Annotated in this window: 11 protein-coding genes; 4 read left to right on the top strand and 7 right to left on the bottom strand. The window is 70.3% G+C overall.

Going from position 1 to position 13,467, the window contains the following annotated elements; translation table 11 throughout:
• Positions 1-43: 43 nt before the first annotated feature.
• Positions 44-697: a TetR/AcrR family transcriptional regulator gene (locus tag C4T78_RS15830; protein ID WP_093345368.1), complete on the bottom strand. Its 654-nt coding sequence runs from the start codon at positions 695-697 to the stop codon at positions 44-46.
• Positions 698-845: 148 nt separating this feature from the next.
• On the opposite strand from C4T78_RS15830, the gene C4T78_RS15835 reads away from it, so the two are divergent.
• The 3 genes from C4T78_RS15835 to C4T78_RS15845 all read left to right on the top strand — a co-directional run bounded on the left by C4T78_RS15835 (position 846) and on the right by C4T78_RS15845 (position 5,172).
• Positions 846-1,979, top strand: a complete 1,134-nt coding sequence (locus C4T78_RS15835) for a serine hydrolase domain-containing protein (protein ID WP_093345371.1) — start codon at positions 846-848, stop codon at positions 1,977-1,979.
• Between the two features lie 61 nt (positions 1,980-2,040).
• Positions 2,041-4,551: a DEAD/DEAH box helicase gene (locus C4T78_RS15840; protein ID WP_093345373.1), complete on the top strand. Its 2,511-nt coding sequence runs from the start codon at positions 2,041-2,043 to the stop codon at positions 4,549-4,551.
• 207 nt (positions 4,552-4,758) lie between these two features.
• Complete coding sequence (locus tag C4T78_RS15845; protein WP_093345376.1) at positions 4,759-5,172, top strand: universal stress protein; 414 nt, start codon at positions 4,759-4,761, stop codon at positions 5,170-5,172.
• A gap of 104 nt (positions 5,173-5,276) precedes the next feature.
• On the opposite strand, the gene C4T78_RS15850 is transcribed toward C4T78_RS15845, so the two are convergent.
• A complete protein-coding gene (locus tag C4T78_RS15850) occupies positions 5,277-5,468 on the bottom strand; it encodes a hypothetical protein (protein ID WP_093345378.1) in 192 nt (63 codons plus the stop codon).
• Positions 5,469-5,678: 210 nt separating this feature from the next.
• Entirely contained in the window at positions 5,679-7,568 is a 1,890-nt protein-coding gene (locus C4T78_RS15855; RefSeq protein ID WP_093345381.1) for a heavy metal translocating P-type ATPase, read from the bottom strand.
• A gap of 105 nt (positions 7,569-7,673) precedes the next feature.
• On the opposite strand from C4T78_RS15855, the gene C4T78_RS15860 reads away from it, so the two are divergent.
• Positions 7,674-8,018 carry an ArsR/SmtB family transcription factor gene (locus tag C4T78_RS15860; RefSeq protein ID WP_093345383.1) on the top strand — a complete coding sequence of 115 codons (345 nt, stop codon included), beginning with the start codon at positions 7,674-7,676 and terminating at the stop codon, positions 8,016-8,018.
• Between the two features lie 212 nt (positions 8,019-8,230).
• Here the strand turns inward: C4T78_RS15860 and C4T78_RS15865 are convergent, their stop codons facing one another.
• The 4 genes from C4T78_RS15865 to C4T78_RS15880 form a co-directional block, all read right to left on the bottom strand.
• The gene (locus tag C4T78_RS15865; RefSeq protein WP_093345384.1) at positions 8,231-9,157 is read right to left on the bottom strand and encodes a hypothetical protein; all 927 of its coding nucleotides are present in this window, start codon (positions 9,155-9,157) and stop codon (positions 8,231-8,233) included.
• 412 nt (positions 9,158-9,569) lie between these two features.
• Complete coding sequence (locus C4T78_RS15870; protein ID WP_093345387.1) at positions 9,570-11,267, bottom strand: formate--tetrahydrofolate ligase; 1,698 nt, start codon at positions 11,265-11,267, stop codon at positions 9,570-9,572.
• Positions 11,264-12,106 carry a methylenetetrahydrofolate reductase gene (locus C4T78_RS15875; protein WP_093345389.1) on the bottom strand — a complete coding sequence of 281 codons (843 nt, stop codon included), beginning with the start codon at positions 12,104-12,106 and terminating at the stop codon, positions 11,264-11,266. Before C4T78_RS15875 ends, C4T78_RS15870 begins: the two co-directional genes overlap by 4 nt.
• 51 nt (positions 12,107-12,157) lie before the next feature.
• A complete protein-coding gene (locus C4T78_RS15880; RefSeq protein WP_093345392.1) occupies positions 12,158-13,351 on the bottom strand; it encodes a glycine cleavage T C-terminal barrel domain-containing protein in 1,194 nt (397 codons plus the stop codon).
• Between the last annotated feature and the right edge of the window lie 116 nt (positions 13,352-13,467).

The following is a 13,467-nucleotide window of genomic DNA, read 5'->3' on the forward strand; positions in this document are numbered from 1 at the left end:
TCGCGGGTCCGACGAGCACGGTTCCACCCGGAACTGCGGAGCGTCAGGGGATCGACGCCTCGATCTGGGCGAGGTGGTCGGCGAGGATCTCCTCGAACGCCGCGCGGCGGTCCGTCCCGAGAGGGCGCAGATCGCGGCCGAAGTGGGCCAAGGCCGGGAAGGACTCGGGATCTGCGCCGAGCACCGCGACGCGGAACAACTCCATCCCCTGCTCGTGCTCTTCGGGCGTGCGGGTGCTGACCCCCGCCTCGGCGGCGATCAGCGCCACGAGCAGGACCGCGAGCCGGTGATAGCGCGTCGGGATCTCCTCATCGGGCAGGCCTGATGCGCGCAGTGCGCGCAGCGCCTCTTCGATGACCAGCCGGGAGCCGGTGCCGCCCGAGGCGTAGCGCCCCCAGACCGCGGCCAGCTGGGGCTGCTGGCCGAAGGTGTCCCGCAAGCGCAGTGCCAGGGTGGTGATGCGCTGCTTCCAGTCGCCCTTGGGCAGGTAGCCGTCCATCGCCTCGAAGAGGATGCGGTCGGCGACCGCGCGCAGCAGTTCGGTCTTGCTGCGGAAATGCCGGTAGAGGCTGGAGGAATCGGTGCCCAGCGCCGCGGCGAGCTTGCGCACGCTGAACGACTCGGCGTCGCTCGTGCGGAGCAGCTCCGCCGCCGTGTCCAGGATCTCCTCGGTCGACCAACGTCTGCGACCAGTCATCCCACCCCTCTCGTCCGACCAAGCATAACCGATGCACACGGTCGTGCACTCGCCATTGCACGCACCGCGTGCATAATGAGGACATGCGCTCACCGGGCGTCTTGACGCGGCTCGCGCGCAGATGCTCACCCCTGGAAGGGCACACCTCATGACGAAGTCGCTGGATCCCGCAGAGCTGAACGCCGCGATCGAGGACGTCCACCGCGCCGGCGTGCCGGGAGTGTTCGCCGAGGTCCGCGACGGCGATCAGATCTGGCGCGGTGCCGCCGGAGTCGCCGATCTCGCCACCGGCCGTCCTGTCACCGCCGACATGCGGCACCGCGTCGGGAGCATCACCAAGACCTTCACCGCCGCCGCAGTGCTGCAGCAGGTGGAGAACGGGCAGATCGAGCTCGACGCGCCGATCGGCCGCTACCTGCCGCAGCTGGTCCCGGGCGAGCGCGGCGCGGCGATCACGGTCCGGATGCTGCTCAACCACACCAGCGGCCTCGCCGAATACCTCCCGCACGCCTACCCGTCGCTCAAGGCGTTCCCAGCGCTGCAGGACACCCGGCCGCAGAGCCTGGACGATCACCGCTTCACGCGGTTCGACCGCGTCGAACTGATCGAGCTGGGCCTCGCCGCGCCCGCCTTCGGCGCACCGGGCTGCACTCCCGGCCTGTACTCCAACACCAACTACCTGCTGCTCTGCGAACTCCTGGAGCAGGTCACCGGCACCAAGGCCGAGGAGTGCATCACCCGCGACGTCATCGAGCGCGCGGGGCTGCGGGACACCGAACTCCCCGACGACGCGCACGTGGCCGGACCGCACTCCCGGATCTACGAATCCTGGTTCGGCATGATCGACCCGCCGCGCGACTACAGCGTCTTCGACATGTCGTGGGTGGGGCCCGCGGCCTCGCTGATCTCGACCGTCGCGGATCTCAACCGCTTCTTCGGGCTGCTGTTCGCCGGTGAGATCGTCGGCCTGCCGATGCTGGAGCAGATGCGGCGCACCACCTCGGTCATCTCCCAGGAGGGCGAGGTGATCGACTACGGCTTGGGCCTGCACCCCGCGAAAGCCCGGGGCCAGGAGACCTTCTGGGGGCACGGCGGCTCGACCTGGGGCGCCGGCGCGATCAGCATGACCCGTGCCGACGGGAAGCGGCAGATGTCGGTCGCGGTGAACCTGCAGCGGTGGAACCGCCTCGACGCCGCGGGCAGGCCGCAGCCCCACCCCGTCGACGACGCGCTCGCGGCGCTCCACCGGCTGGCGATGTACGGCGGCACCGGATCGCGGTAGAGGTGGCTTCGGCCACCCCGGGTCGATTCGGCTGGGGTTGTGCAGGGACGATGGAGGGACGATGAAGCTCACCGACCACCTCCCCGCGACCGACACGCCCGACCCCGATGCGCTGCTCGACGCCTTCGTGACCTGGACCACCGACCAGGGCATCGAGCTGTACCCGGCGCAGGAAGAGGCGCTGATGGAGGTGGTGACCGGGGCGAACCTCATCCTGAGCACCCCGACCGGCTCCGGTAAGAGCCTGGTGGCCACCGGCGCGCACTTCACCGCGCTGGCGGCGGGCAAGCGCAGCTTCTACACCGCGCCGATCAAGGCGCTGGTGTCGGAGAAGTTCTTCTCGCTGGTCGACGTCTTCGGCGCGGAGAACGTCGGCATGATGACCGGCGACAGCAGCGTCAACGCCGATGCGCCGATCATCTGCTGCACCGCCGAGATCCTGGCCAACATCGCGCTGCGCGACGGCGAGCTCGCCGACGTGGACCAGGTCGTGATGGACGAGTTCCACTTCTACTCCGAGCCGGATCGCGGCTGGGCCTGGCAGGTGCCGCTGCTGGAGCTGCCGCGCACCCAGTTCGTGCTGATGTCGGCCACCCTCGGCGACGTCACCTTCTTCCAGAAGGACCTCACCCGGCGCACCGGCCGGGAGACCGCGGTGGTCGCCGGCGCCGAGCGGCCGATCCCGCTGACCTTCCGCTACGCCAAGACGCCGCTGCACGAGACCATCGAGGAGCTGCTGGCCGGTCAGCAGGCCCCGGTCTACGTCGTCTACTTCAACCAGGCCTCGGCGCTGGAGCAGGCGCAGGCGCTGATGAGCGTCAAGGTGGCCTCCCGCGAGCAGCGCGACGAGATCGCCGAGGCGATCGGCGACTTCCGGTTCACCGCCGGGTTCGGCAAGACGCTGTCCCGGCTGGTGCGGCACGGCATCGGCGTGCACCACGCCGGGATGCTGCCGAAGTACCGGCGGCTGGTCGAGCAGCTGGCGCAGGCCGGGCTGCTGAAGGTCATCTGCGGCACCGACACGCTGGGCGTCGGCATCAACGTGCCGATCCGCACCGTGCTGATCACCGGGCTGACCAAGTACGACGGGGTGCGCACCCGGCACTTGAAGGCGCGCGAGTTCCACCAGATCGCCGGGCGCGCCGGCCGCGCGGGCTACGACACCGCCGGGTACGTGGTGGTGCAGGCGCCGGAGCACGAGATCGAGAACGAGCGCGCGCTGGCCAAGGCCGGTGACGACCCGAAGAAGAAGCGCAAGGTGGTGCGCAAGAAGGCGCCCGAGGGCTTCGTGTCCTGGAGCGAGAAGACCTTCGAGAAGCTCGAAACCGCCGAGCCGGAACCGCTGCGCTCCAGCTTCACCGTCAACCACGCGATGCTGCTCAACGTCATCAACCGGCCGGGCGACGCGTTCGCGGCGATGCGGCACCTGCTGGAGGACAACCACGAGGACCGGCCGACGCAGCGCCGCCACATCCTGCGGGCCATCGCGATCTACCGCGCGCTGCTGGCCGCCGACGTGGTCGAGCAGCTCGACGAGCCCGACGAGCAGGGCCGCCGGGTGCGGGTGACCATGGACCTGCAGTTCGACTTCGCGCTCAACCAGCCGCTCTCGCCGTTCGCGCTGGCCGCCATCGAACTGCTCGACACCGAATCGCCCAGCTACCCGCTGGACGTGCTGTCGGTCATCGAGTCCATCTTGGACGATCCGCGGCAGGTGCTGTCGCAGCAGCAGTTCAAGGCCCGCGGCGAGGCCGTGTCGCAGATGAAGGCCGAGGGCATCGAGTACGACGAGCGGATGGAGCTCCTGGAGGAGATCACCCATCCCAAGCCGCTCGCCGAACTGCTCGACGCCGCCTACGAGACCTACCGCAAGGGCCACCCGTGGGTGGGCGAGCACGAGCTGTCGCCGAAGTCGGTGGTCCGCGACATGTTCGAGCGCGCGATGAACTTCGTGGAGTACGTCAACCACTACGGGTTGGCCCGCTCCGAGGGCCTGGTGCTGCGCTACCTCGCCGACGCCTACAAGGCGCTGCGGCACACGGTGCCCGACGACGCCAAGACCGAGGAGCTCACCGACATCATCGAGTGGCTGGGCGAACTGGTGCGCCAGGTCGACTCCAGCCTGCTCGACGAGTGGGAGAAGCTGCGGCACCCGGGCGCCGAGCCGACGGCCGTCGTGCCGGTCGACGAAGGCCCGGAGCGGATCACGGCGAACAAGCGCGCCTTCCGCGTCCAGGTGCGCAACGCGCTGTTCCGCCGCGTCGAGCTCGCGGCGCGCCGCCGCTACGACGAGCTAGGCGAGCTCGACGGCGACAGCGGCTGGGACGCCGACGCGTGGGCGGACGCGCTGGATGAGTACTACGAGCAGCACGACGAGATCGGTGCGGGTCCGGACGCGCGCGGCCCGGCGTTGCTGATGATCACCGAGGAAGCGGACCGCTGGCTCGTCCGGCAGGTCTTCGCCGACCCGGCCGAGGACCACGACTGGGGCATCAGCGCGGAGGTCGACCTCGCGGCCTCCGACGAAGCCGGCACCGCGGTCCTGCGGATCACCGACGTCAACCAGCTCTGATACTGGCCCGAACCGGCGTCGGCCGGGTGCGTTGCCGCAGGTGGCCCCGCCCGTGAGTGCTTTGAGGTGCCAGAGCGCCCCGGAACGCTCACGAGCATTCGGGCACCGAGATCGCGCCGGGGCGGTTCCCGACGGCGGTGGCGTCGGCCGGATTGCTGGCCTACCATCCGGGCGTGATCGACTGATCCCCGTCGGGAGGAGCTCGCGATGCCGCAGACCGTCCTTGTCGGTGTGGACGGATCGGACGAGTCGGTCCGGGCGCTGCGCTGGGCCGCCAACCAGGTTCGCGAGGTCGGCGGCATCGTGCACGCGGCCATGGTCTGGCACCAGCCGGTGCAGTTCGGCTACCGCCTGCCGACCTCGGACGCCGAGCTGGAGCAGCGCGCCCGGAAGTCCCTGGACGCGGTGGTGGACGGGATCAAGACCGAGTTCCCGTCGGTGGACGTGCGCTCGCGCCTCGTCCGCGGCCACGTGGTCGACGAGATGGTCGCCCTGTCCAAGCAGGCGGACCTGCTGGTGGTGGGCAACAAGGGCCACGGAGCCTTCACCGGCATGATGGTCGGCTCGGTGGCCCTCAAGCTGGTCCACCACGCGGCCTGCCCGGTCGTCGTGGTCCGCTGACGTTCAACCGTCCCGGGACCCGGCGCCGATTTCGCGCGAAATCGGCCGTCACCCGGGCGAACGTCCCCGGGTGACGGCCGTCGGCGCGGTGGTGGGTTCGGCGTTCAGGAGCGGTCGTGCTCGGCGATCGCGCGCTTGGCCGCGCTCATCCGCCAGGCCTGTTCCAGGAACCCGGCGATCTCGGTCCAGTCCGGTGCGGACGCCTCGTCCAGGTTCGCGCCGATCCAGTCGTGCGGCCAGGTAGGCGGGCGCGAAGTAGCGGGTTCCGTCCTGGGCGACGAGGCTCTCCTGCTCACCGCGCAGGACCTTGACGGCCCAGCCACCCGTCGCTGTGGTGGTCGACGGGCGGCCAGGCGAATCGCCTGCCGCGCAACGGGAATCCGGTGCGGCCGTGCGAATCGTCCACCCGCACGCCGGGGAATGCCGCGGTCAGCTCCACGAGCCGGGCGTGCACGCTGCGGCGTTCGTCGTCGTCCCACGAGGTCCCCGTGGCGCCACGACAGCGGTCAGCTGCGGCGCCAGGCGCGTTCGCTGAGCAGGCGGAGGCCGTTGAGGCCGACGATGATCGTGGAGCCCTCGTGCCCGGCCACGCCCAGCGGCAGCGGCAGGTGGCCGACCAGGTCCCAGACCACGAGCACCGTGATGAAGGTGCCCGCGATGACCAGGTTCTGTTGCACCAGCCGCCGGGCGCGGCGGGACAGGCCGACGACCTTGGGCACCGCGGCCAGCTCGTCGCGGACGACCACCACGTCCGCGGTCTGCAGCGCAAGGTCCGAGCCCGCGCGGCCCATCGCGACCCCGCAGTGCGCGGCGGCGAGCGCCGGGGCGTCGTTGACGCCGTCGCCGATCACCATCGTCGGCTGCGCGGCTTCCCGGACCGCGGTGACCTTGTCCGCCGGCAGCAGGCCCGCGCGCACGTCGGCGATGCCGACCTCGGCGGCGACCTTGGCGGCGGTGCGCTCGTTGTCGCCGGTCAGCAGGACCGGTTCGGCGCTGGTCAGCTCCCGCAGGGCCGACACCGCCGCAGCGGCGTCCGGGCGAAGGCGGTCGGCGATGCCGATCACGCCCGCGACCTCGCCGTCCACGGTGACGACCACCGCCGTGTGCCCGGTGTCCGGCTCGGCGGCTCCGGTTCCGCGAGGGCTGGCCACGGCGACTTCGCGTCCGCCGACCGTCGCCGACACCCCGTGTCCCGGAGTGGACTGGAAGTCCTCGGCGGCCGGGATCGTCACGTTCTTCTCCTGAGCCGCTGCGACGACGGCGCGGGCCAGCGGGTGTTCGCTGAGGCGCTCCGCGCCGGCGGCCAGCGCCAGCACTTCATCAGCAGCGTGGCCTGCGGCGGGCTCGACGCTCACCACGCGCGGTGCGCCCTCGGTGAGCGTGCCGGTCTTGTCCAGCGCCACCCGCTCGGTCTGGCCCAGGCGCTCCATCACCACCGCGGACTTGACCAGCACGCCGTGCCGCCCGGCGTTGGCGATCGCGGACAGCAGCGGCGGCATGGTGGCGAGCACGACCGCGCACGGCGAGGCGACGATCATGAACGTCATCGCCCGCAGCAGCGCGCTCTCCAGGTCGTCGCCGAGCAGCAGGGGAATCCCGAACACCGCGAGCGTGGCCAGCACGACGCCGACGGAGTAGCGCTGCTCGACCTTCTCGATGAACAGCTGCGTCGGTGCCTTGGTCTCGCTGGCCTCGGCGACCATCGCGACGATCCGCGCGATGACCGACTCCGAGGCGTCCCGGGTGACGCGCACGCGCAGCGCGCCGGTGCCGTTGAGGGTGCCCGCGAACACCTCGTCCCCGGGCTGCTTGGCGGCGGGCAGCGGTTCGCCGGTGATGGTCGCCTGGTCGACGTCGCTGGAGCCGTCGACGACCTCGCCGTCGGCACCGATCCGCTCGCCGGGACGCACCACGATCACGTCGCCGACCTGGAGTTCCGCGGTGGGCACGGTCTCCTCGACGCCGTCGCGGAGGCGGATCGCGGTCTCCGGGGCGAGGTCGAGCAGGCTGCGGACGGAGTCCTCGGTGCGCGCGGTGGCGAAGGCTTCCAGCGCGCCCGAGGTGGCGAAGATGACGATCAGCAGCGCGCCGTCGGTGATCTGCCCGATCGCGGCGGCGCCCAGGGCCGCGACGATCATCAGCAGGTCCACGTCCAGCGTCTTCTCGCGCAGCGCTCGGAGCCCGGCGTAGGCGGGTTCCCAGCCGCCGGTGGCGTAGCAGGCCAGGTAGAGCCCCCAGAACAGCCACGTCGGTCCGCCGAGCAGCTGCACGGCGAGGCCGAGCAGGAACGCGACCAGCGACGCGGTGGCCCACCGCGCTTCGGGTAGCGAGAGCAGGCCGCGGCGGGACGGTGCCGGTTCGGTCCGGATCGGTGTTCGGTCGGTGACTGCGGTCATCGCGGATCCTTCGACGTCGGGGCAGCGGGCTCGCTGCCGGACGAGGAGAATACATGAACGCCTGATCAGTCATTCATATATCCTGCGGTCGCTAGACTGCCGTGCATGGGTCACGGGGTCAAGCGCGAGGCAACGCCAACGGCACGGCTGGACGCCGCCTCGGCGGCCTCCGTCGCGGAGACCCTCCAAGCCCTGGCCGCCCCGTCCCGCCTGCTGATCCTCAGCGAACTGCGCCAGCGGGAGCTGTCGGTGGGAGAGCTGGCCGAAGCGGTGGGCATGGAGCAATCAGCGGTGTCCCACCAGCTGCGCCTGCTGCGCTCCCTCGGCCTGGTGGTCGGCAACCGATCGGGCCGAAGCGTCGTCTACTCGCTCTACGACAACCACGTCGCCCAGCTCCTCGACGAAGCGGTCTACCACATCGAGCACCTCCGCCTCGGCATCCACGACTGATCGCCCGACCGGACGAACGCCGAACCGGTCGCGCTGCGCGCGGGTTGATACGCGGCACGCACGCGCAGCGTTCCGTTCCGCGGGACTTCGTTGGCCGTGACCGCAGCAGTGCGGATGCCGAGGAGTGCGACGCGTTCGAACCGTCGAAGGCGGCCGCACGCCGGTGAGCACGACGCTGCACGGCCGGGCCTTTCCGGCTGAACCGCGGGTGCTCAGCGGGGGAGGGGCAGATCGAGCTCCTTGCGCAGCTCTGCCAGGCCTTGCGTTTGGTCCGAGTCGTGGGGGTCTTCGACGAACTGGTGGAGTACGAGGACGAGCCTGCGGGCGCGTTCGTATCGCTCGTCGCTCCAGGTCTTCAGGCGTTCCAGGGCGGCGTGCACCGGCTCGAAGTCCCCGGGGAACAGGTGGACGAAGTCGGCGAGCGCGGTCTCCCCCGACTTCTTGAAGTGGAGGGCGGTTTCGAAGGGATTCCGGACCACGGTGCCCACGCTCACGTGGTTCGCCTCGACCTGGTCGGTGACGACGTCCATCCACGGTTCGCTCGCCAGGAGCTCGCCGTACCGGATCGAGACCCACGGGGTCAGCTCCCCGTCGGCCCAGGGGCTGTTCGGGCGGGCCTCGTCGATCGCGTAGCGGAGCACCTCGGCGGCCTGCTCCGCGTTCTTCTGCTCGATGAGCACGTGTGCTTCGAGGTAGCTGGCGTAGGCCGCGAGAAGGCCGTCGCAACTCGAGCGCGAATCCCTCAGCGGTTCGAGGGCGGCGGCCGATTCGTCGTTCTGGATCAGGAAGTTGCCCAGCAGGATGTTGGTGATGTACAGCCGGCGCCCGATCGTGATCGCCAGGTCGTCGTTGAACTCACCGTTGGCCGCGGCCGCGTCGAGCGCCGCCGACGCTCTCCCGTGTTCGGCGATGGCCTGTTCGAACCCCTGCCTCGCGGTCGCCAGGTCTCCGGTGAGCTGGCTGGCGAGGCTGCCCAGCAAGAGCTCCGAGTCCGCGACGTGCTCCTCGAAGTGCGAGGAGAGCATCACGATGGCCAGGGGGCCGAGCCAGGGATCCTCGCCCGAGGCGCTCCGTTCCAGCCATGTCCTGCAGCGGTCGGTGAGGCCGTGTTCGGCGAGTTCGATGCCTGCCAGGGCCATCGCCGCGTGCCCGGCGACCGAAGTGCGCCCGGACTCGGCGATCGTGTCAACGTGGTCCGCGCCTGCTCGGCATCGCCTGCCCGGTAGACCGCCAGCTCGCGTTCGACCGCGTCCGGAATCGGGCTCAGGGGATCGGGCGGGAGCGGCAGCGCGTGCCCGTTGTCGTCCAACGGGGAGAGGTCGGTCATGTCACTGCTTTCAGTCATCGGAAGCGTTGCGGAGCAGCATGGCAGAACCGTCCGACGACTTGATCGACAATCGCCGGTGAGCACTCCCGACGTGGACCCGTAGCCCGTCGGGTAGTGGGCTCGATCCCCGATCTCCTAGGAAGAAACCCGTTTCTCCGAGCAGGTGGAGGGCGTCTTCAGGCGACTTGCTCGCCCGAAGGCGCCCTCCACCGTGAGAAGACCGGTCAGCTGAGGCCGGTGATCTGGCCGTGCTCGTCGATGTCGATGGACTCGGCCGCCGGGTGGGAGCCCAGGCCCGGCATGGTGCGCATCTCGCCGCAGATCGGGTAGATGAAGCCCGCGCCCACCGAGGCCCGGACTTCGCGGACCGGGAGGGTCCAGCCCGTCGGGGCGCCCAGGAGGGTCGGGTCGGAGCTGAGGGAGAGGTGGGTCTTGGCGATGCAGACCGGGAGGTTGCCGTAGCCGTTGGCCTCGTAGCCGTCCAGGGCTCGGGCCGCCGCCGGGAGGTAGGAGACGCCGTCCGCGCCGTAGACCTTCGTCGCGATCGTCTCGATCTTCGAGCGCAGGTCCGCCGAATCCGGGTACAGGAGCTGGAAACCGCTCGGTTCCTCGGCCGCCGCCACCACCGCTTCGGCCAGCTCCACCGCGCCCTTGCCGCCGTCCACGTAGTGGTTGCTGACCGCCACCCGGGCGCCTTCGGCCTCGGCGATCTCGCGGATCGCCTCGTGCTCGCTGTGGTAGTCGGTCGGGAAGGCGTTGATCGCCACCACCGGGGAGACGCCGTGCAGCCGGATGTTGTCGATCTGCTTGCGCAGGTTCGCCGCGCCCGCTCGCACGTCGTCCGGGTTCTCCGCCAGCATCGCCGCGGGCAGCGGCTTGCCCGCGACCACCTTGTAGCGGCCGGAGTGCGCCTTCAGCGCGCGCACCGTGGCCACCAGCACCGCCGCGTCCGGACGCAGCCCGGAGGTGCGGCACTTGATGTTGAAGAACCGCTCGGCGCCCATGTCCGCGCCGAAGCCCGCTTCGGTCACCAGGTAGTCCGCGCAGCGGCTGGCGATCCGGTCGGCCACCACCGAGGAGTTGCCGTGCGCGATGTTGCCGAACGGGCCCGCGTGCACCAGCACCGGCGTGTTCTCGGTCGTCTGCATCAGGTTCGGCTTGATCGCCTCCCGCATGATCACCGCCATCGCGCCGCCCGCGCGCAGCTGCTCGGCGCTGACCGGCTCGCCGTCGCGGGTGTAGCCGACGACGATCCGGCCCAGCCGCTGCCGCATGTCCTGCAGCGACGTGGACAGCGCCAGCACCGCCATCACCTCGCTGGCCGCGGTGATGTCGAAGCCGGTCTGCCGGGGCGTGCCGTCGACCCGGCCGCCCAGGCCGGTCACGATGTTGCGCAGGTCGCGGTCGTTGACGTCCAGCACCCGCCGCCAGGTGATCCGGTGCGGGTCGATGCCCAGCGCGTTCCCCTTGTGCAGGTGGTTGTCCAGCATCGCGGCCAGCATGTTGTGCGCCGCGGTCACCGCGTGCATGTCGCCGGTGAGGTGCAGGTTCAGCGCCTCCATCGGCACCACCTGGCTGTAGCCGCCGCCGGCCGCGCCGCCCTTGATGCCGAAGGTCGGGCCCATCGACGGTTGCCGGATCGCGATCGCGGAGCGCTTGCCGAGGTGCCGCAGCGCCTGCCCGAGCCCCACCGTCGTGGTCGTCTTGCCCTCGCCCAGCGGGGTGGGCGTGATGGCCGAGACCACGACGTACCGGGCGGTGGGCTCGGCGGGCAGCTCGTCGAGCGCCTCCAGCGAGATCTTCGCGACGTTGCGGCCGTACGGCTCCAGCAGGTGCGCGCCGATGCCGAGCTGCGCCGCGACGTCCTCCAGCGGTTCGAGGGAGGTGCTGCGGGAGATGTCGAGGTCGGAGGGGATGTTCATGCGGGTACCTCCCTGAGCCGGGCGATCAGGTCGTGGCGCCACTGCACCGTCTTCGCGATCTCGTTGAAGGTGAAGAAGTGCCAGCCCGCGATGCCGCAGGAAGGATCGACGAGGTGGGGGGAGAGCCCGTCGAACAGCTCCTCCGGCGTGTAGCGGGTGAGCAACTTCGACACTACGCCGTGCTGCTTGCGCAGGTAGCGGATCGACTCGCCCAGCCCGATCCGCAGCGAGATCCGCAGCAACCGGTGCACGTCCACCACACCGGGCACGCCGAGGTGGATCGGCAGCAGCACGCCGCGGGCGCGCACCGCCTTCACCCAGGACGCCACGGCCTGCGGGTCGTAGCAGATCTGCGAGACCACGTAGTCGGCGTAGCGGGCCTTCTCGTTCATGGCCCGGACGGTCGTGGCGTCGGGGATGAACGCGTGCGGCTCCGGGTAGCCGGTGATGCCCACGCGGTCGGGACGGCGTCCGAGCTCGTCCATCGCGCGCAGCAGCGCCAGCGCGTCCGGGAACTCGCCGCGCGGGACCTGCGAATCTCCGGCCACCACGAACACCTCGGTGATGCCGAGGTCGTCGGTGCGGTCCAGCAGCGCGGTCAGGTGCGCGCGGTCGCCGATCATCCGGGCCGCCAGGTGCGGGACCACGTGCAGATCGCGATCGCGCAGCCCGGCCGCCAGGTCGAGGGTGGCCTCGATGCCCTTGCCCGGCGAGGCCGTGACCGTCACGGTGGTGCCCGCGGGCAGCAGTTCCGCCTGCGCGAGAACGCCTTTCAGCGGCAGCACCTCGAACCGCGCGTTGTTCAGCGACTGCTGCAGGAGTTCAGCATCTGACGTCATCGCTGTTCACCTCCTCCAGTCGTTGCTGCCGGTTTCCGTCCGGGTCGGCCGTTACGCCGAGCGGATCAGGCGCTTCGGGATGTCCTTGGTCGGGTCGAGGAACGGCTTCTCCACCACGACCGCGTCCTGCGGGCCGTGCTGGGTGTGCACCACGAGTTCGGTGCCCAGGCCCTCGTAGGCGATCGGCACCATCGCGTAGCCGATGTTGCGCTCCAGGCGCGGCGAGTAGCAGGCCGAGGTGACCTCGCCGATGCGCAGGCCCTTCGGATCGTGCACGTCGAAGACGTCGACCATCTCGCCGTCGTTGAACGAGCCCACGCCCGGCCCGCCGATCTCCACGCCGACCAGCTTGCGGCTGATGCCCTCGGCCTTGATCCGCCGCAGCGCGGCCTTGCCGATGAAGTCCGCCTCCTGCTCCAGGTCGACCATCCAGGTCTTCTCGAAGCCGTAGCCGACTTCGAACGGATTGGTGTCGTAGGTGATGTCGCAGCCCCAGGACAGGATCCCGGCCTCGATGCGGCGGATGTGGCACGGCCCGATCACCCGCATGTCGTGCGGTTCACCGGCCTGCCAGATGGCGTCCCACAGCCGCACGCCGTCGCGGCTCGCGTCGTGCAGGTAGATCTCGTAGCCCAGCTCGGCGGTGTACCCGGTGCGCGAGACCACCACCTGCATGCCGTCCAGCTCGCGCTCCACCGCGTAGTAGTAGGGCACGTCGAGGATGGACTCGCCGAACAGGCCGGCCATCACGTCCCGCGACTTCGGGCCCTGGATCTGCACCGGCCCCACGTCGGGCTCGTGGATCCGCACGTCCATGCCCAGGTTGTGCGCCAGGCCCTTGGCCCACAGCAGCACGTCGCTGTCGGCCAGCGACAGCCAGAAGTGGTTCTCGCCGAGCCGCAGCAGCACCGGGTCGTTGATGATGCCGCCGTCCTCGGCGGTGACGAACACGTACTTGCACTGCCCGACCTTGCACTTGGTCAGGTCGCGGGGCACGAGCATGTTGGTGAACTCGAACGCGTCGGGGCCGGTGATCTCCACCTGCCGCTCGACGCCGACGTCCCACAGCGTCACGCCCTCCAGCAGCGCCCAGTACTCGCCGACCGGATCGCCGTAGTGCCGCGGGTGGTAGGTGTGGTTGTACACGCTGTACAGGCCGACGCCGTGCCGCTGCGAGGCGTAGAAGAACGGTGACTTGCGCAACCGCGGGTAGAGCAGGACACCGGGGTTCGGATTGGTGGTCATGACTTTTCCGCCTCTCCGCGTTTTGCAGTGGTGGTTGCGTTGGGGGTTGATCTCGCGTTTCGCGGTTTCTCGTGGCTGGGTCGCATAACGGTCTCCCGAGGTGCGGTTGAGCAGGG

This window comes from Saccharopolyspora kobensis (genome assembly GCF_900108315.1).
Taxonomy (GTDB): Bacteria; Actinomycetota; Actinomycetes; order Mycobacteriales; family Pseudonocardiaceae; genus Saccharopolyspora; species Saccharopolyspora kobensis.

Coding starts and splice junctions, on each gene's coding strand:
- C4T78_RS15830 (WP_093345368.1), bottom strand. CDS start 697: ATGACTGGTCGCAGACGTTGGTCGACCGAGGAGATCCTGGACACGGCG.
- C4T78_RS15835 (WP_093345371.1), top strand. CDS start 846: ATGACGAAGTCGCTGGATCCCGCAGAGCTGAACGCCGCGATCGAGGAC.
- C4T78_RS15840 (WP_093345373.1), top strand. CDS start 2,041: ATGAAGCTCACCGACCACCTCCCCGCGACCGACACGCCCGACCCCGAT.
- C4T78_RS15845 (WP_093345376.1), top strand. CDS start 4,759: ATGCCGCAGACCGTCCTTGTCGGTGTGGACGGATCGGACGAGTCGGTC.
- C4T78_RS15855 (WP_093345381.1), bottom strand. CDS start 7,568: ATGACCGCAGTCACCGACCGAACACCGATCCGGACCGAACCGGCACCG.
- C4T78_RS15860 (WP_093345383.1), top strand. CDS start 7,674: ATGGGTCACGGGGTCAAGCGCGAGGCAACGCCAACGGCACGGCTGGAC.
- C4T78_RS15865 (WP_093345384.1), bottom strand. CDS start 9,157: ATGGCCCTGGCAGGCATCGAACTCGCCGAACACGGCCTCACCGACCGC.
- C4T78_RS15870 (WP_093345387.1), bottom strand. CDS start 11,267: ATGAACATCCCCTCCGACCTCGACATCTCCCGCAGCACCTCCCTCGAA.
- C4T78_RS15875 (WP_093345389.1), bottom strand. CDS start 12,106: ATGACGTCAGATGCTGAACTCCTGCAGCAGTCGCTGAACAACGCGCGG.
- C4T78_RS15880 (WP_093345392.1), bottom strand. CDS start 13,351: ATGACCACCAATCCGAACCCCGGTGTCCTGCTCTACCCGCGGTTGCGC.